Source organism: Streptomyces sp. UNOC14_S4 (genome assembly GCF_020740835.1).
In the GTDB taxonomy this organism is placed as follows: Bacteria; Actinomycetota; Actinomycetes; order Streptomycetales; family Streptomycetaceae; genus Streptomyces.
Window position 1 is genome coordinate 1 of the sequence record NZ_JAINFC010000018.1, and the last position, 16,961, is coordinate 16,961.

The window sequence follows — 16,961 nt, forward strand, 5'->3', positions numbered from 1 at the left end:
CCACGTGTTACTCACCCGTTCGCCACTAATCCACCCCGAAGGGCTTCATCGTTCGACTTGCATGTGTTAAGCACGCCGCCAGCGTTCGTCCTGAGCCAGGATCAAACTCTCCGTGAATGCTTACCCGTAATCGGGTGACACTCGCGTTGAGCGGAACAGTCGGGCGGAATAAGCCCAACCGTTCACAGCGTCCTCGCTGTGTTTGCCTACCCAGTCCGAGAAGGACTCGGCAGGACTTTCAAAGGAACCGCGTCCCGGATCTTACGAACCGGAGACGGGGTATTTTATAGTCTGGCGTTGACTTTTGGCACGCTGTTGAGTTCTCAAGGAACGGACGCTTCCTTTGTACTCACCCTCGCGGGCTTTCCTCCGGGCGCTTCCCTTCGGCCTTTCGGCCTTTCGTGTTTCCAACCTTACCAGATCCGTTTTCCGTTCCGTTTCCGGTCCGAATCACTTTTCCGGCCCCCTGTTGGAGCGGGGTTTTGGCCTTCTCGCTTTCGCTTTCCGGCCTCACCGACTTTATCAGATCTCTCCGAGTCGGATTTCCCTGCCGCTTTGGAACGTTCCTTCACGCCAATGGCGTTCGGGGGGTTCCGCTGCGGTGGAGCCGTAAACGTACTGGACGGCCGCACCCGGACGCAAATCGGCTCCGGGGCGGCCGCCCAAACGGCTGATGCCGCGTCAGACCTCGACGACCACGGGGAGGATCATCGGGCGGCGGCGGTAGGTGTCGGACACCCACTTGCCCACGGTCCGGCGGACGAGCTGCTGGACCTGGTGGGGCTCCAGCACACCGTCGGAGGCGGACCTGGCGATGGCCTCCTCGATCTTCGGGCTCACCGCGGCGAACATCGAGTCCTCGATGCCCGAGCCGCGGGCGTGGATCTGAGGACCGCCCACCAGCTTGCCCGTCGTCGAGTCGACGACGAGGAAGACGGAGATGATGCCCTCGTCCCCGAGGATGCGGCGGTCCTTGAGGGAGGCGTCGGTGACATCGCCGACCGACAGGCCGTCGACGTACACATAGCCGGCCTGCACCTTGCCGACGATCTTCGCGACGCCGTCCACCAGGTCCACCACGACGCCGTCCTCGGCGATCACGATGTGGTTCTTCGGCACGCCCGTCAGCGCGCCGAGCTCGGCGTTGGCCCGCAGGTGGCGCCACTCGCCGTGGACCGGCATCAGGTTCCTGGGCTTGCAGATGTTGTAGAAGTACAACAGCTCGCCCGCGGAGGCGTGGCCCGAGACGTGCACCTTGGCGTTGCCCTTGTGCACGACGTTGGCGCCCCACCGGGTCAGACCGTTGATCACGCGGTAGACCGCGTTCTCGTTGCCCGGGATCAGGGACGAGGCCAGGATGACCGTGTCGCCCTGGACGATCCGGATCTGGTGGTCGCGGTTGGCCATCCGGGACAGCGCGGCCATCGGCTCGCCCTGGGAGCCGGTGCAGACCAGCACGACCTCCTCGTCCGGCAGGTCGTCCAGCGTCTTGACGTCCACGACGAGACCGGCCGGGACCTGGAGGTAGCCCAGGTCACGGGCGATGCCCATGTTGCGGACCATGGAGCGGCCGACGAAGGCGACCCGGCGGCCGTACTCGTGCGCGGCGTCCAGGATCTGCTGGATGCGGTGGACGTGGCTGGCGAAGCTGGCCACGATGATGCGCTTCTGGGCGCCCGCGAAGACCTGGCGCAGCACATTGGAGATGTCCCGCTCCGGCGGGACGAAGCCGGGCACCTCGGCGTTGGTGGAGTCCACCAGCAGCAGGTCGATGCCCTCCTCGCCGAGCCGCGCGAAGGCGGGCAGGTCGGTGAGGCGGCGGTCCAGCGGGAGCTGGTCCATCTTGAAGTCACCGGTATGCACGGCCATGCCCGCGGGGGTGCGGATGGCGACGGCCAGGGCGTCCGGGATGGAGTGGTTGACCGCGATGAACTCGCAGTCGAAGGGGCCCAGACGCTCGCGGTCGCCCTCGGCGACCTCGAGGGTGTAGGGGCGGATGCGGTGCTCCTGGAGCTTGGCCTCGATCAGGGCGAGGGTCAGCTTGGAGCCGATCAGCGGGATGTCCGGCTTCTCACGAAGGAGGTACGGGACGCCGCCGATGTGGTCCTCGTGGCCGTGCGTGAGCACGATGCCGTCGATGTCGTCGAGACGGTCACGGATCGAGCTGAAGTCAGGCAGAATCAGGTCGATTCCGGGCTGCTCCTCCTCAGGGAAGAGCACTCCGCAGTCGACGATCAGCAGACGGCCGCCGTATTCGAAGACGGTCATGTTGCGGCCGATCTCGCCGAGGCCGCCGAGGGGCGTGACGCGCAGGCCGCCCTCGGGAAGGGCCGGCGGCGGACCGAGTTCAGGATGCGGGTGGCTCAAAAGACTCTCCTCACCACGCGCGCCACATGCCCCTCGGGGCACATGGCGCGCGTGACAATCGTGCACTTGCAGTTGTCGTCGGTATTCACTTGTGAAGTCTGTATTCAGTTGTGAAGTCTGTGGCGCCTGTCACGCGCCGTGGGCCCCGGGGGCGCTCAGAGGTGTACTCCGCCCGCCACGAGGTCGCGCTTCAGCTGGTCCGTCTCCTCCGGGGAGAGCCCGACCAGCGGCAGCCGCAGCGGGCCGCCGGGCAGGCCCAGCAGGGCGAGAGCGGCCTTGGTGGTCATGACGCCCTGGGTGCGGAACATGCCGGTGTAGACCGGGAGCAGCTGCCGGTGAACGGCCGCGGCCTTGGCGACGTCGCCGTCGAGGTGCGCGGCGAGCAGGGCGCGCAGCTCGGGGGTCACCACGTGGCCGACGACCGAGACGAAGCCGACGGCTCCGACCGACAGCAGCGGCAGGTTGAGCATGTCGTCGCCGGAGTACCAGGCGAGGCCCGAGCGGGCCATGGCCCAGCTCGCGCTGCCGAGGTCGCCCTTGGCGTCCTTGTTGGCGACGATCCTGGGGTGCTCCGCGAGCCGGACGATGGTCTCGGTCTCCAGCGGGACACCGCTGCGGCCGGGGATGTCGTAGAGCATCACCGGGAGCTCGGTGGCGTCCGCGATCGCGGTGTGGTGCCGGAGGATGCCCTCCTGCGGGGGCTTGCTGTAGTACGGAGTGACGACCAGCAGGCCGTGGGCGCCCGCCGCCTGTGCGGCGCGGGCGAGCTCGACGCTGTGGTGGGTGTCGTTGGTGCCGGCTCCGGCGATGACGTGGGCGCGGTCGCCGACCGCTTCGACCACGGCACGTACGAGCTGTGCTTTCTCCGCGTCACTGGTGGTCGGGGACTCGCCAGTGGTGCCGTTGACGACGATGCCGTCGTTCCCGGCGTCGACCAGATGCGCAGCGAGTCGCTGGGCACCGTCGAGATCAAGGGCGCCGTCTGCGGTGAAGGGCGTGACCATGGCGGTCAGCACCCGCCCGAAGGGCGTCTGCGGTGTGGAGGTCGGAGCCATGGGGGCCACGCTACTCGTTGCTCACCGTGAGGTGCTCCCTCGGGGAGTGCCAAAGGGATCCCGGTACTGCCTGCTCGGGGGTTCAAGCAGTACCGGGTCCGTTTATTCAGCCTAGATGAAGGTAACGAAAAGCCGCAATACGGACACCTTGCCTACTGGCGCGTAGAACCGGCGGTACGCCCCCCTCCCGTGATCCACTCGGCTGCTCCCCGTGTCACCCGTAACGCTGCGTCCCCGCCGCTCCCCCGTGCGGCGGTGGAGCCGCGGTGCGGCGGCGCGCTACGGCGCGACGCGACCGTTCTTGTTGAAGGCGGCGTGGGTGAGCGGCATGAGCTTGGCCCACTCCGCCTCCATCTTCTCGCCGACCATCTCGATCTCGCGCTGCGGGAAGGAGGGGACGGCCGCCAGCTCGTGCTGGGTGCGCAGGCCGAGGAAGTGCATCAGCGAGCGGGCGTTGCACGTGGCGTACATGGAGGAGAAGAGGCCGACGGGCAGCACGGAGCGGGCGACCTCACGGGCGACACCCGCGGCGAGCATCTCCTGGTACGCCTCGTAGGCCTCGCGGTAGGTCTCCTCCATCACGCGGGAGGTCAGCGCATGCTGCTCCTCGGTGCCCTCGACGAAGACGTACTTGCCGGGGCGGCCCTCCTGGACCAGCTTGCGGTCCGCGCCGGGCACGTAGAAGACCGGCTCCAGCTCGCGGTAGCGGCCGGACTCCTCGTTGTACGACCAGCCCACGCGGTGCCGCATGAACTCGCGGAAGACGAAGATCGGGGCACTGATGAAGAAGGTCATCGAGTTGTGCTCGAAGGGGCTGCCGTGGCGGTCGCGCATCAGGTAGTTGATGAGCCCCTTGGAGCGCTCGGGGTCCTTCGTGATCTCTTCCAGGGACTGCTCACCGGCGGTGGAGACGCGGGCCGCCCACAGCACGTCGGTGTCGGCGGCGCTGTGCTTCACCAGCTCCACGGTCACGTCACTGCGGAACGTGGGCTTGGCGTACTCGGTGGGGCTGTCGGTCACCGACGGGGTCCTTCCAACTGGCGTTCTGGGGCGCGCCCAGCCTACGGGCCCCCACTGACAGTCGGCCGCAGACAGAGCGGGAGCGCCGGGAATACGGGAGCACCGGTTGAGATTTTTCACAGAAGTACCAGGAAACGGGCACCATAGCCCTGATTCGAACGTCCTTATGTGTGACAGCACACCTCGAGGTTCTAGGAGAGCGCTTCATGTTTCGCCGCCGGCGGGAGCCCGTGCCGTTCGCGTTTGTCGCCGAGTCCGAGCGTTACCGGAGCAACGTCACTCCGCCGCCCCGCGACCGCGCGAGCCGCTCGCAGATAGCCGGCCGTGTGCTCGTGGGGCTGACGGTGACGGCGGGGCTCGTGGGGGCACTGCTGTTCGGGATGCCCTCGCTCCAGGCGGGCGCGCAGAGCACGCACCACACGCAGCAGTCCGAGGCGAAGGACGGCCGCTGACGCTCCCCGGGGGCCGACCGCCGCTGTGCGGTCGGCCCTTTCTCATGCCCTCATGTCCGTAAGGCGTCCGGCGTCGGGATAACCTCGCCCAATGCCGCTGCCCTTCCTGACCACCGCGTCTGCGTCCTCGTCCGCCTCCGCCTCTTCCGAGGACCGTCCCACCGGACGGCAGGTCGGCGGCTCCGCGCTGTTGCTGCTGCTCGCCGCGTATCTGCTCTTCGCCGCGCTGATCATCGCCGTGGCGGGGTCCTGGGCGATAGCCGGGGTCTGTGTGCTGGTCGCCGTCGCAGTGGTCACGGGGGCGGTGCGGTTGGTACGTGGCGGGATCCGTGCGGTGTTGCGCGGCTGATCCCGCCGCGTGATCCTGCGCCGGGGCTTCGCCCCGGGTCCCGTTCTTCTTCAGCTGCACCCCGGCGGTGTGTGCGCCTGCCGAAGTGCCTCTTACGCTGAGCGCGCGACTGCGGGTTGCGTCGTGGCTGGTCGCGCAGTTCCCCGCGCCCCTGACGGGGCGCATCCCGTCATCGCACGCAAACGCCGGACGGGCTGGGCCTGCGCACCCACGTGCGGAAGATTCAGCCCGTCCGGCGTTTGAGGACAGCGCAGCGCAGCCGTGCTGCCGACAGCGGCGGCGCTACGCGTCCACCCGCACCGGGCGGCCGTCGTGCAGCGCGATAGCGCGCTGCATCGCCTTGCGGGCGCGTGGTGTGTCGCGGGCATCGTGGTAGGCGACCGCGAGGCGGAACCAGGTGCGCCAGTCGTCCGGGGCCGCCTCGGTCTCCGCCTTGCGGCGGGTGAAGACCTCGTCGGCCGAGTCGCGGTCGACGCGGCCGCTCGGTGTGCGGACCAGTTCGTCCACGGGGAGGCCGCCCTCGGCCTCCAGTTCCCGCGCCAGCCGGTTGGCGTCGCGCGCGAACTTGGTGGTCTTGTACAGGAACCAGGCACCGATGAACGGCAGGACCAGCACCGCCGCCCCGAAGGTCACCGTGACGACCGTGCCCTGCTCGATGAGCAGGACTCCCCGGCTGCCGACCAGGACGAAGTAGACGACCAGGACGGCGGCCAGGGCGAAATAGACGATCTTTGCGCGCACGGTGTCAGCCCAGGTCCAGGAAGTGCTCCAGGCCGAACGTCAGCCCGGGGGTGTCCACCACGCGGCGGGCGCCCAGCAGGATGCCCGGCATGAAGCAGCTGTGGTGCAGGGAGTCGTGCCGGATCGTCAGCGTCTCGCCGGTGTCGCCGAACAGCACCTCCTGGTGAGCCAGCAGGCCGCGCAGTCGTACGGCGTGCACCGGCACCCCGTCGACGTCCGCGCCGCGCGCGCCCGGAAGGGCCGTCGTCGTGGCGTCGGGCTGCGGGGCGCAGCCCGCTTCCCGGCGGGCCTCGGCGATGAGCTGGGCCGTGCGGGTGGCGGTGCCGGAGGGGGCGTCCGCCTTGTTCGGGTGGTGCAGCTCGACGACCTCGACGGACTCGAAGAAGCGGGCCGCCTGACGGGCGAAGGCCATGGTGAGCACGGCGCCGATGGAGAAGTTCGGCGCGATGAGCACACCGGTGCCCGGCTTGGCGTCGAGCCAGCCGCTCAGCCGCGCGAGGCGGTCCTCGGTCCAGCCGGTCGTGCCGACCACACCGTGGATGCCGTTGGCGATGCAGAACTCGAGGTTGTCCATCACCGAGTCGGGGTGGGTCAGCTCGACCGCGACCTGGGCGCCCGCCTCGGTCAGGGTCTTCAGCTCGTCGCCCCGGCCCAGCGCGGCCACCAGTTCCATGTCCTCGGCGGCCTCCACGGCCCGTACGGCCTCGGAGCCGATCCGGCCGTGGGCGCCGATGACCGCCACACGCAGCTTGCTCATGCTTGGTGCTTCCTTCTCTCGGGCTTCTCTCGGGCGTCTCTCAGGCCTCGGGACTGCTTCAGGCCACGACTTCGTCGAGCTTGGCCGCCTGCTTGTCCTTCAGCGGGCCGATCACGGACAGCGAAGGACGCTGTCCCAGTACATCGCGGGCCACCGCGCGGATGTCGTCCGGGGTGACGGCGGCGATGCGGGTCAGCATGTCGGTGACGGACATCTGCTCGCCCCAGCACAGCTCGCTCTTGCCGATGCGGTTCATCAGCGCGCCCGTGTCCTCCAGGCCCAGGACCGTGGAGCCGGAGAGCTGGCCGACGGCGCGGGTGATCTCCTCCTCCGTCAGGCCCTCCGCGGCGACCTTGTCCAGCTCGTCGCGGCAGATCCGCAGCACGTCGTGGACCTGGCTCGGGCGGCAGCCCGCGTAGACGCCGAAGAGGCCGCAGTCGGCGAAGCCCGAGGTGTAGGAGTAGACCGAGTAGGCCAGGCCGCGCTTCTCCCGGACCTCCTGGAAGAGCCGCGAGCTCATGCCGCCGCCGAGGGCGGTGTTGAGCACGCCGAGCGCCCAGCGGCGTTCGTCGGTGCGGGCCAGGCCCGGCATGCCGAGGACGACGTGTGCCTGCTCGGTCTTGCGGTTCAGCAGCTCCACCTGGCCCGCGGTGCGGATCGCGCGGCTGCCGGAGCGCGGGGCGACCGGCACGGCGTCCGTACGGCCCAGGGCGCCGGCCTTCTCGAAGGCGGCCCGCACCTGGCGGACGACCTTGGCGTGGTCGACGTTGCCCGCGGCGGCCACGACCAGGTGCGTCGGGTCGTAGTGCTTCTTGTAGAAGCGGGCGATCTGGTCGCGGCCGAGGGCGTTGATGGTGTCGACGGTGCCGAGGACCGGGCGGCCCAGCGGCGTGTCGCCGAGCATGGTGTGCGCGAACAGGTCGTGCACGCAGTCACCGGGGTCGTCCTCGGTCATGGCGATCTCTTCGAGGATCACCCCGCGCTCGGCGTCCACGTCCGCCGCGTCGATGAGGGAGCCCGTGAGCATGTCGCAGACGACGTCGATGGCCAGCGGCAGGTCGGTGTCGAGCACACGCGCGTAGTAGCAGGTGTACTCCTTCGCCGTGAACGCGTTCATCTCGCCGCCGACCGCGTCGATCGCGGCGGAGATGTCCAGCGCGCTGCGCTCGGCGGTGCCCTTGAAGAGCAGGTGCTCCAGGTAGTGCGTGGCGCCGTTCAGCGCCGGGGTCTCGTCCCGGGAGCCCACGTGCGCCCAGATGCCGAAGGTCGCGGAGCGGACGGACGGCAGGGTCTCGGTGACGATGCGCAGCCCACCGGGCAGGGTGGTGCGGCGGACCGTGCCGATGCCGTTCTCGCCCTTGAGAAGCGTTTGGGTACGGGCGACGGCCCGCCCCTCCGAGGAGGTGCGGGCCGTCTTCCGTGCGACACGGAATGTCACTTGGCGGACTCGTCCTTAGCGTCGTCGCCGTCTTCACCCTCGATGACCGGGATCAGGGAGAGCTTGCCGCGCTGGTCGATCTCGGCGATCTCGACCTGGACCTTGGTGCCGACGCCGAGCACGTCCTCGACGTTCTCCACGCGCTTGCCACCGGCGAGCTTGCGGATCTGCGAGATGTGCAGCAGGCCGTCCTTGCCCGGCATCAGGGAGACGAACGCACCGAAGGTGGTGGTCTTGACGACCGTGCCCAGGTAGCGCTCGCCGACCTCCGGCATGGTCGGGTTGGCGATGCCGTTGATCGTGGCGCGGGCGGCCTCGGCGGAGGGGCCGTCGGCGGCACCGATGTAGATGGTGCCGTCGTCCTCGATCGTGATCTCGGCGCCGGTGTCCTCCTGGATCTGGTTGATCATCTTGCCCTTGGGGCCGATGACCTCACCGATCTTGTCCACCGGGATCTTGACGGTGATGATCCGCGGGGCGTGCGGGGACATCTCGTCCGGACGGTCGATGGCCTCCATCATCACATCGAGGATGTGCAGGCGGGCGTCGCGGGCCTGCTTGAGGGCCGCGCCCAGGACGGAGGCCGGGATGCCGTCCAGCTTGGTGTCGAGCTGGAGGGCGGTCACGAAGTCCTTCGTGCCGGCGACCTTGAAGTCCATGTCACCGAAGGCGTCCTCCGCACCGAGGATGTCGGTGAGGGTGACGTAGTGGGTCTCGCCGTCGATCTCCTGGGAGATCAGGCCCATGGCGATACCGGCGACCGGGGCCTTCAGCGGCACACCGGCGTTCAGCAGCGACATGGTGGAGGCGCAGACCGAGCCCATGGACGTCGAACCGTTGGAGCCGAGGGCCTCGGACACCTGGCGGATCGCGTAGGGGAACTCCTCGCGCGTCGGCAGCACCGGCACGAGCGCGCGCTCGGCCAGGGCGCCGTGGCCGATCTCGCGACGCTTCGGGGAGCCGACGCGGCCCGTCTCACCGGTGGAGTACGGCGGGAAGTTGTAGTTGTGCATGTAGCGCTTGCGGGTCACCGGGGAGAGGGTGTCCAGCTGCTGCTCCATGCGGAGCATGTTGAGGGTGGTGACGCCCAGGATCTGGGTCTCGCCACGCTCGAACAGCGCCGAGCCGTGCACGCGCGGGATGGCCTCGACCTCGGCGGCGAGCGTACGGATGTCCGTCACGCCACGGCCGTCGATGCGCTTCTTCTCCTTGATGACGCGCTCACGGACCAGGGCCTTGGTCAGGGAGCGGTACGCGGCGGAGATCTCCTTCTCGCGGCCCTCGAACTCCGGGAGGAGCTTCTCGGCGGCGAGCTCCTTGACGCGGTCGAGCTCGGCCTCGCGCTCCTGCTTGCCCGCGATGGTCAGCGCCTGGGCGAGCTCGTCACGGACGGCCTTGGTCAGGGCGGCGAGGACGTCGTCCTGGTAGTCCAGGTAGATCGGGAACTCGCCGACCGGCTTGGCGGCCTTGGAGGCCAGCTCGGCCTGGGCGCGGCACAGGACCTTGATGAAGGGCTTCGCGGCCTCGAGACCGGCGGCGACGACCTCCTCGGTGGGGGCCTCGGCACCGTCGGCGACCATCTGGATGGTCTTCTCGGTGGCCTCGGCCTCGACCATCATGATCGCGACGTCGCCGTCCTCCAGGACGCGACCGGCGACGACCATGTCGAAGACGGCGTCCTCGAGCTCGGTGTGCGTCGGGAAGGCCACCCACTGGCCCTTGATCAGGGCGACGCGGGTACCACCGATGGGGCCGGAGAAGGGCAGGCCCGCGAGCTGCGTGGAGCAGGAGGCGGCGTTGATGGCGACCACGTCGTACAGGTGGTCGGGGTTGAGCGCCATGACCGTCTCGACGACCTGGATCTCGTTGCGCAGGCCCTTGGCGAAGGACGGGCGCAGCGGGCGGTCGATCAGGCGGCAGGTGAGGATGGCGTCCTCGGAGGGACGGCCCTCACGGCGGAAGAACGAGCCGGGGATCTTGCCGGCCGCGTACATCCGCTCCTCGACGTCCACCGTGAGGGGGAAGAAGTCGAGCTGGTCCTTGGGCTTCTTGGAAGCGGTGGTGGCCGACAGCACCATGGTGTCGTCGTCCAGGTAGGCCACGGCGGAACCGGCGGCCTGGCGGGCCAGGCGGCCCGTCTCGAAGCGAATCGTGCGGGTGCCGAAGGCGCCGTTGTCGATAACGGCCTCGGCGTAGTGGGTCTCGTTCTCCACCAGGGATATCTCCTCGTCCGCGTCCCTTGCCCGTATGGCGTGGGGACGGTGGGCGGAGGTGCGCGTCGGCTGGCCGGTCTTCGATCGAAGCACCCGGATGTCCCTGATCCGGGGGCCACTACCGAGGACCGGCGGCGAGCGGGGCGCGCCTCCTCATGCTGTTGTGTTGTTACTCCGTCGTGGACACCAGATTACAAAGCTTCGGCGTCCCATGAGATACGCAAAGGGAGCGGCCCCCCGGTGTGGGAACCGCTCCCCTTCACGACGTCTTACTTGGCGCCCGCGGCACCGCGGCGGATGCCGAGGCGCTCGACCAGGGCGCGGAAGCGCGTGATGTCCTTCTTGGCCAGGTACTGCAGCAGGCGGCGGCGCTGGCCGACCAGCAGCAGCAGACCACGGCGGGAGTGGTGGTCGTGCTTGTGCTGCTTGAGGTGCTCGGTCAGGTCCGAGATGCGGCGGGTGAGCAGCGCGACCTGGACCTCGGGGGAGCCGGTGTCGCCCTCCTTGGTGGCGAACTCGGCCATGATCTGCTTCTTCGTAGCGGCGTCGAGCGACACGCGTACTCCTTCGAAATACTCGTTTTGGCCACCGAGTGCCCCTGGTCTGTGTCTCAGGGGAGCTTCCGTTACTCGGGAGGCGGGGTCCGCTGGGCGCTGTCCCCAGAAGCCGAGAGAGGCGTTTCCGGAGGCGCGTACACAAACGGCCGCTGCCCACAGTACCAGCCCGGGGCAGGGCCCCGGTCAGGGGCGCGGGGAACTGCGCGACCAGCCACGGCGGACCCGCGGCCGCGCGCGGAGCGCAGAGGCACCCCGATGGGCGCGACGAGCACGCTCAGCCGGCCGACAGCCCGCGGGCTGTCCCGTACATGTCGAGCACCGCGAGACACAGCGGCACCAGCGCCAACAGCAACGCACTCTCCGCGATATCCGACGCACGCCCCCAAAAGGGTGAAAGACCCTTGCGGGGAACGATCAGCGCGACCGCGGTGAGCAGCCCCCCGCCGACGGTGACGGCGGCGGCGAGCCAGAGCGTGCGGATGTCCTGCGAGCCGCCCGCCGCCGCGGCGGGCGTGTTCACGGCCATCCCGAGGACGAGCAGGGCCAGGGCGGCGAGACCGGCGCCGAGGACGGTCGTGACCTGCGCGGTGTAGCGGAAGAGCCGCGCGCGCAGCAGCATCGTGAGCCCGGCGACGAGGGCGAGGAGGCGCGCCCAGGGCCGACCGTCGTCGGAGAAGGCGAGGACGGCGGAGGCGACGGTGACGACGGCCGCGCAGCCGCCGACGAGGCCGAGCAGCAGCTCGTGGCCGCGGCGGACGCGGGCAGCGATCCGCTCGGCGTCTATGGGGTCGTCGGCCCGGCCCGCGGCGGAGGCGTCCGGGTCGGCCCCCGTGGCGGAGCGGGGCGCCGCGTAGCCGATGGGGAGCCTGGCCACGCGGGCGGAGAGGCCCGGCAGGAAGGCGATGGCGCCGATGGCGAGGACGGCGCAGACGGCCGCGGCGCCGGTGGGGGCCGTGTCGGCGAGGATCGTGCCGAAGGCGGCGAGGGTGCCGGTGGCGGCCGCCGTGACGGCGGCGACGAAGGGGGCGTCGCCGGTGGGCACGGCGGCGACCAGGACGGCGGAGGCGACGAGGACGGCCGCGCAGCCGAGCAGGAACTGCAGGCGTCCGGCGCTCTCCCCCGCGCCCGGGGCGACGATGCCGGACCCGGCGATCATCAGGTGGGGCAGGGCGGCGAGCCCGAGGGCCACGGCGGAGCCGCGGTCGTCGTAGACCCGGGCCCGTACGGCCGCGAGGGCGGTCAGCAGGACGCCGACGGCCGCGGCGACGGCGCCGGGAACGCCGCTCATGTCGTGCCGGACCGGGTCGGCGAACCACAGGGCGAGGCCCATCAGGGCGAGCAGCAGCGGGCCGCCGAAGAGGCCGGCCATGCGCAGGAGCCCGTCGTCCCACAGGGCGCGGTCGCGGGTGACGGCGTCGGCCACGGCGTCGGTGACGTCGTCGTGGACGGCGGGCGGCAGCGACTCGGCGAAGGGGCGCAGCGAGAGCAGCTCCCCGTCGAGCACGCGGTGGGCCGCGAGCGTGCGGGCGCCGTCGAGGACGGTGCCGTCGCGGCGTACGAGGTGGTAGCCGGTGGGCGTGCCGACGGGCTGGGTCTGGCCGGTGAGGCGCAGGATCTCCGGGTAGACGTCGGCGACGGCGATGTCGTCCGGGAGGGCGACATCGATCCGGCTGTCGGGCGCGACGACCGTCACCCTGCAGAAGCCGGTCGCTGCGGACGTACTGCTCACCTGTGGGGCCCCCTGGTTCGCTGTGGTCGTGTCGCGCGCGTCGGCGCGGGTCGACGCGTGTGGGTGCGGGTCGACCGGCGGAGCCGCCGTCCCCGTTCACTGTTTCGCTCACGCATGCGCGCGGCGGCCACCCTATCGGGAGGGCCGGGCCGTACGTCGATAGGATCACCGTTCCGCGGGGGGAGGCCGGTGCCGCCAGGGGTGCCGCGCGGGAGGTCCTCACCGCGCGAGAAGGGGTTGAGGCATCCGGTGAGCCAGATCGTCGTCCATCGCCCGCCCCGGAGCCTGCCGCCGGAGGTGCCCGGCGAGGAGGTCCGGCTGGAGGCGCCGCCCGAGCTGCCGCGCGGCCGTCAGGACAGTGTGCTGATGCAGCTGCTGCCGACGGTGGGCATGGCCTCGTCGATGGTCTATTTCTTCATGCCGGGGGCCGCCCCGATGATGAAGATCATGGGCGTCATGATGATGTGCTCGACGCTGGGCATGACCATCGCGATGGTGGTGCGGCACCGTCAGGGCTCCCAGGGGCAGACCGCGGACATGCGCCGCGACTATCTCAAGTACCTCGCGCAGACGCGGCGGACCGTGCGCAGGACGGCGCGGGCGCAGCGTGACGCGCAGTTCTATCTGCACCCCTCTCCCGACCAGCTGTGGTCGGTCGTCGCGGAGGGCACCCGGCTGTGGGAGCGGCGGGCGACCGACGACGACTTCGCGCAGGTGCGGATCGGGCTGGGCGCGCAGCAGCTGGCGACGCCGCTGGTGGCCCCGGAGACCGCGCCGATAGACGAGCTGGAGCCGCTGACGACGGGCGCGATGCAGCGCTTCCTGGAGACGCACGGTTCGTTGGACGGCATGCCGATGGCGCTGTCGCTGCGCGCCTTCTACCACGTGACCCTGTCGGGCGACCCGGAGACGGTGCACGGCACGGCCCGCGCGCTGGTGGCACAGCTGGTGACGCTGCACTCGCCGGACGACCTGGTGGTCGCGGTGTGCGCGGCGCGCGGTGCCGCGTCGTACTGGGAGTGGGCGAAGTGGCTGCCGCACGTGCAGGTGCCGGGCGCGGTCGACGGCGCGGGCACGCGGCGGCTGATCGGTTCCGAGCCCGGTGAGCTGGAGGAGCTGCTGCGGCCGCGTCTCGAGGGGCGTGCGCGCTTCAGCCGGGACGGGCAGCCGGTGCTGGACCAGCCGCACGTGGTGCTGATCCTCGACGGCGGTTCGGTGCCCGCGGAGTCGGCGTTCGCGGCGGCGGAGGGGCTCCAGGGGGTGACCATCGTCGAGGTGGTGCCCGGGGATCTCGGTGAGCCGCGCGGTGGTCTGTCGGTCGTGGTGGAGCCGGGGAGGCTGCGGCTGCTGTCGCAGGTCGCCGAGTACGACGGGGTGCCGGACACGCTGCCCATGGAGGCGGCGGAGGCGCTCGCGCGGCAGCTCGCGCCGCTGCGCATGGGCGGGGGCGACGGTGACGAGCCGCTGCTCGCCAATCTGGACTTCACGGATCTGCTGGCGCTGGGCGACGCGGGCTCGGTGGACGTGGCGCGGACGTGGCGGCCGCGGTCGTCGGCGGAGCGGCTGCGGGTGCCGATCGGCGTGGGCGAGGACGGCTCCCCCGTGATGCTCGACCTCAAGGAGGCCGCGCAGGACGGCATGGGCCCGCACGGCCTGTGCGTCGGCGCGACGGGTTCCGGCAAGTCGGAGCTGCTGCGCACCCTGGTGCTGGGGCTCGCGGTGACGCACTCCTCGGAGACGCTGAACTTCGTCCTCGCGGACTTCAAGGGCGGTGCGACCTTCACGGGCATGTCGGCGATGCCGCACGTCGCCGCCGTGATCACGAACCTGGCGGACGACCTGACGCTGGTCGACCGCATGCGCGACTCGATCACCGGTGAGCTCCAGCGGCGGCAGGAACTGCTGCGCTCGGCGGGCAACTACGCCAACATCCACGACTACGAGAAGGCGCGGGCGGCCGGTGCGCCGCTGGAGCCGCTGCCTTCACTCGTTCTGGTGATCGACGAGTTCAGCGAGCTGTTGACGGCGAAGCCGGACTTCATCGACATGTTCATCCAGATCGGCCGCATCGGCCGTTCGCTGGGCGTGCACCTGCTGCTGGCCTCGCAGCGTCTGGAGGAGGGCAGGCTGCGCGGTCTGGAGACGTATCTGTCGTACCGGATCGGCCTGCGGACCTTCTCCGCCGCCGAGTCGAGGACGGCGCTGGGCGTGCCGGACGCCTACCACCTGCCGTCGGTGCCGGGTTCCGGCTATCTGAAGTTCGGTACGGACGAGATGACGCGTTTCAAGGCGGCGTACGTCTCCGGCGCGTACCGTACGGCGCCGGTCGCCGGGCTCGACGGCGACGACCTGCCGATCGAGCGCCGCCCGGTGCTGTTCACGGCCGACCCCGTGCCGGTCACGTACACCCTGCCGCCGCCGGCGGACCCGTCGAGTTCCGCGGGCTCCGGGGACGATCCGCAGGTGGAGACGGTCCTGGACGTGATCGTGCGGCGGCTGGAGGGCCAGGGCCCGCCGGCGCACCAGGTGTGGCTGCCGCCGCTGGACCGGTCCTCGTCCCTGGACGAGCTGCTGCCGCCGCTGTCGGCGGTGGAGGGCCGCGGTCTGACGGCCCCGGGCCACGGGCGTCTGGGGCGGCTGGTCGTGCCGATCGGTCTCGTCGACAAGCCGTTCGAGCAGCGGCGTGACGTCCTGCAGCGCGACTTCTCGGGCGCGGCGGGCAACATGCTGATCGTGGGTGGCCCGCAGTCCGGCAAGTCGACGCTCCTGCGGACGCTCGTCACGGCCTTCGCGCTCACGCACACGCCTGCCGAGGTGCAGTTCTACGGGCTGGACTTCGGTGGTGGCGGCATGAGCGCCGTCGCGGACCTGCCCCACGTGGGCGGGGTAGCGTCCCGCCTCGACCCCGAGCGTGTACGCCGTACGGTCGCCGAGGTGGCGGGCATCCTGGCCCGGCGCGAGGAGTACTTCCGCGCCCAGGGCATCGACTCGATCGCCACGTACCGGCGGCAGCGGGCGGCGGGCGCCTTCGCCGACCAGCAGTGGGGCGACGTGTTCCTCCTCGTCGACGGCTGGGGCAACTTCCGGCAGGAGTACGACATGCTGGAGGGCGTCGTCACGGACATCGCGGGCCGCGGCCTCGGCTACGGCGTCCACGTGGTCGTGACGGCCTCGCGCAACATGGAGGTCCGCGCGTCGCTCAAGGACCAGCTCCTCAACCGGCTGGAGCTGCGGCTCGGCGACCCCATGGACTCGGAGTTCGACCGCAGGGTCGCCGCGAACGTCCCGGCCGGCGTGCCGGGCCGCGGCCAGCTGCCCGAGAAGCTCCACTTCATGGCCGGTCAGCCGCGCATCGACGGCGGCGACGACCCGGAGACGATGACGGAGGCGACCGCGGAGCTGGTCCGCGCGGTCGACGAGGCATGGACGGGCCCGAACGCCCCCCGCGTACGCCTTCTCCCCCGCAGGCTCCGCGCCGACGAGCTCCCCAAGGGCTTCGAGCACCCGGAGCAGGGCATCGCCATCGGCATCGACGAGACCAGCCTGGAGCCGGTCTTCGTCGACTTCGAGACCGACCCCTTCTTCCTCGTCCTCGGCGAGAGCGAGTCCGGCAAGACGGCGCTGCTGCGCCTGCTCGCCAAGCAGATCACCGAGCGCTACGGCCCGGAGGAGGCGAAGATCGTCGTCGGCGACTACCGGCGCACGCTGCTCGACGTCATCCCCGACACGCACCTGCTGGAGTACGCGCCGCTCGCCTCGGCCCTGACGGTCCACGCGAACGCCCTCAACGGCCTCATGGACCGGCGAGCCCCCCAGCCCGACATCACCCCGCAGCAACTGCGGGACCGCAGCTGGTGGAACGGCCCGCAGTTCTTCTTCATCATCGACGACTACGAACTCGTCTCGACCAGCAGCGGCAATCCATTGTCGGTCCTGACCGAGAACCTCCCCTTCGCCCGCGACGTGGGCATCCGCTTCATCATCGCCCGCAGCTCGGCCGGCGCCTCGCGCTCCATGTACGAGTCCTTCATGCAGCGCGTCAAGGAACTCGGCGCGCAGGGCGTCATCCTCTCCGGCGACCCGGGCGAGGGCGACCTCCTCGGCGGCGTCCGCCCCCGCCCGATGCCGCCGGGCCGCGGCTTCTTCGTTTCGCGGAAGCGGGGGGCTTCGCTGGTGCAGGTGGGGTGGGTGCCGGAGGAGTAGGGCGACGGGGCGCTGCCGGGCAGTCCGGGCTGCCCGGCGCTCTGGGGGATCGGGGCCCCTCGGACCGCCCGGGGTCCTCA

General features: G+C 70.5%; 12 protein-coding genes and 1 rRNA gene. 3 read left to right on the forward strand and 10 right to left on the reverse strand.

What is annotated here, in order from left to right; all coding sequences use genetic code 11:
* From K6I34_RS03255 to thyX, 4 genes are all read right to left on the reverse strand, one after another.
* Positions 1 to 117: ribosomal RNA gene (locus tag K6I34_RS03255) — 16S ribosomal RNA — on the reverse strand; the annotation flags it as partial.
* Between the two features lie 564 nt (positions 118 to 681).
* Entirely contained in the window at positions 682 to 2,367 is a 1,686-nt protein-coding gene (locus K6I34_RS03260) for a ribonuclease J (RefSeq protein ID WP_229322511.1), read from the reverse strand.
* Between the two features lie 155 nt (positions 2,368 to 2,522).
* Entirely contained in the window at positions 2,523 to 3,422 is a 900-nt protein-coding gene (gene dapA / locus K6I34_RS03265; RefSeq protein WP_229322512.1) for a 4-hydroxy-tetrahydrodipicolinate synthase, read from the reverse strand.
* 279 nt (positions 3,423 to 3,701) lie between these two features.
* Positions 3,702 to 4,442, reverse strand: a complete 741-nt coding sequence (gene thyX, locus K6I34_RS03270; protein ID WP_229322513.1) for an FAD-dependent thymidylate synthase — start codon at positions 4,440 to 4,442, stop codon at positions 3,702 to 3,704.
* A 206-nt stretch (positions 4,443 to 4,648) separates the two neighbouring features.
* On the opposite strand from thyX, the gene K6I34_RS03275 reads away from it, so the two are divergent.
* Positions 4,649 to 4,894 carry a hypothetical protein gene (locus K6I34_RS03275; RefSeq protein WP_229322514.1) on the forward strand — a complete coding sequence of 82 codons (246 nt, stop codon included), beginning with the start codon at positions 4,649 to 4,651 and terminating at the stop codon, positions 4,892 to 4,894.
* Positions 4,895 to 4,985: 91 nt separating this feature from the next.
* The gene (locus tag K6I34_RS03280; RefSeq protein WP_229322515.1) at positions 4,986 to 5,243 is read left to right on the forward strand and encodes a hypothetical protein; all 258 of its coding nucleotides are present in this window, start codon (positions 4,986 to 4,988) and stop codon (positions 5,241 to 5,243) included.
* Positions 5,244 to 5,525: 282 nt separating this feature from the next.
* On the opposite strand, the gene K6I34_RS03285 is transcribed toward K6I34_RS03280, so the two are convergent.
* The 6 genes from K6I34_RS03285 to eccD all read right to left on the reverse strand — a co-directional run bounded on the left by K6I34_RS03285 (position 5,526) and on the right by eccD (position 12,678).
* A complete protein-coding gene (locus K6I34_RS03285) occupies positions 5,526 to 5,984 on the reverse strand; it encodes a hypothetical protein (protein WP_229322516.1) in 459 nt (152 codons plus the stop codon).
* A 4-nt stretch (positions 5,985 to 5,988) separates the two neighbouring features.
* Entirely contained in the window at positions 5,989 to 6,741 is a 753-nt protein-coding gene (gene dapB / locus K6I34_RS03290; protein ID WP_229322517.1) for a 4-hydroxy-tetrahydrodipicolinate reductase, read from the reverse strand.
* 58 nt (positions 6,742 to 6,799) lie between these two features.
* Positions 6,800 to 8,179: a pitrilysin family protein gene (locus tag K6I34_RS03295; protein WP_229322518.1), complete on the reverse strand. Its 1,380-nt coding sequence runs from the start codon at positions 8,177 to 8,179 to the stop codon at positions 6,800 to 6,802.
* The gene (locus K6I34_RS03300) at positions 8,176 to 10,392 is read right to left on the reverse strand and encodes a polyribonucleotide nucleotidyltransferase (RefSeq protein WP_229322542.1); all 2,217 of its coding nucleotides are present in this window, start codon (positions 10,390 to 10,392) and stop codon (positions 8,176 to 8,178) included. The genes K6I34_RS03295 and K6I34_RS03300 overlap by 4 nt, the downstream gene beginning before the upstream one ends.
* A 269-nt stretch (positions 10,393 to 10,661) precedes the next feature.
* Entirely contained in the window at positions 10,662 to 10,949 is a 288-nt protein-coding gene (gene rpsO / locus K6I34_RS03305) for a 30S ribosomal protein S15 (protein ID WP_225664194.1), read from the reverse strand.
* A 274-nt stretch (positions 10,950 to 11,223) separates the two neighbouring features.
* Positions 11,224 to 12,678, reverse strand: a complete 1,455-nt coding sequence (gene eccD / locus K6I34_RS03310; protein ID WP_229322519.1) for a type VII secretion integral membrane protein EccD — start codon at positions 12,676 to 12,678, stop codon at positions 11,224 to 11,226.
* Between the two features lie 249 nt (positions 12,679 to 12,927).
* Between eccD and eccCa the strand changes: the two genes are divergently transcribed.
* Positions 12,928 to 16,881 (forward strand): type VII secretion protein EccCa, encoded by a 3,954-nt coding sequence (gene eccCa / locus K6I34_RS03315; RefSeq protein WP_229322520.1) that lies wholly within the window; start codon positions 12,928 to 12,930, stop codon positions 16,879 to 16,881.
* The last annotated feature ends 80 nt before the right edge of the window (positions 16,882 to 16,961 follow it).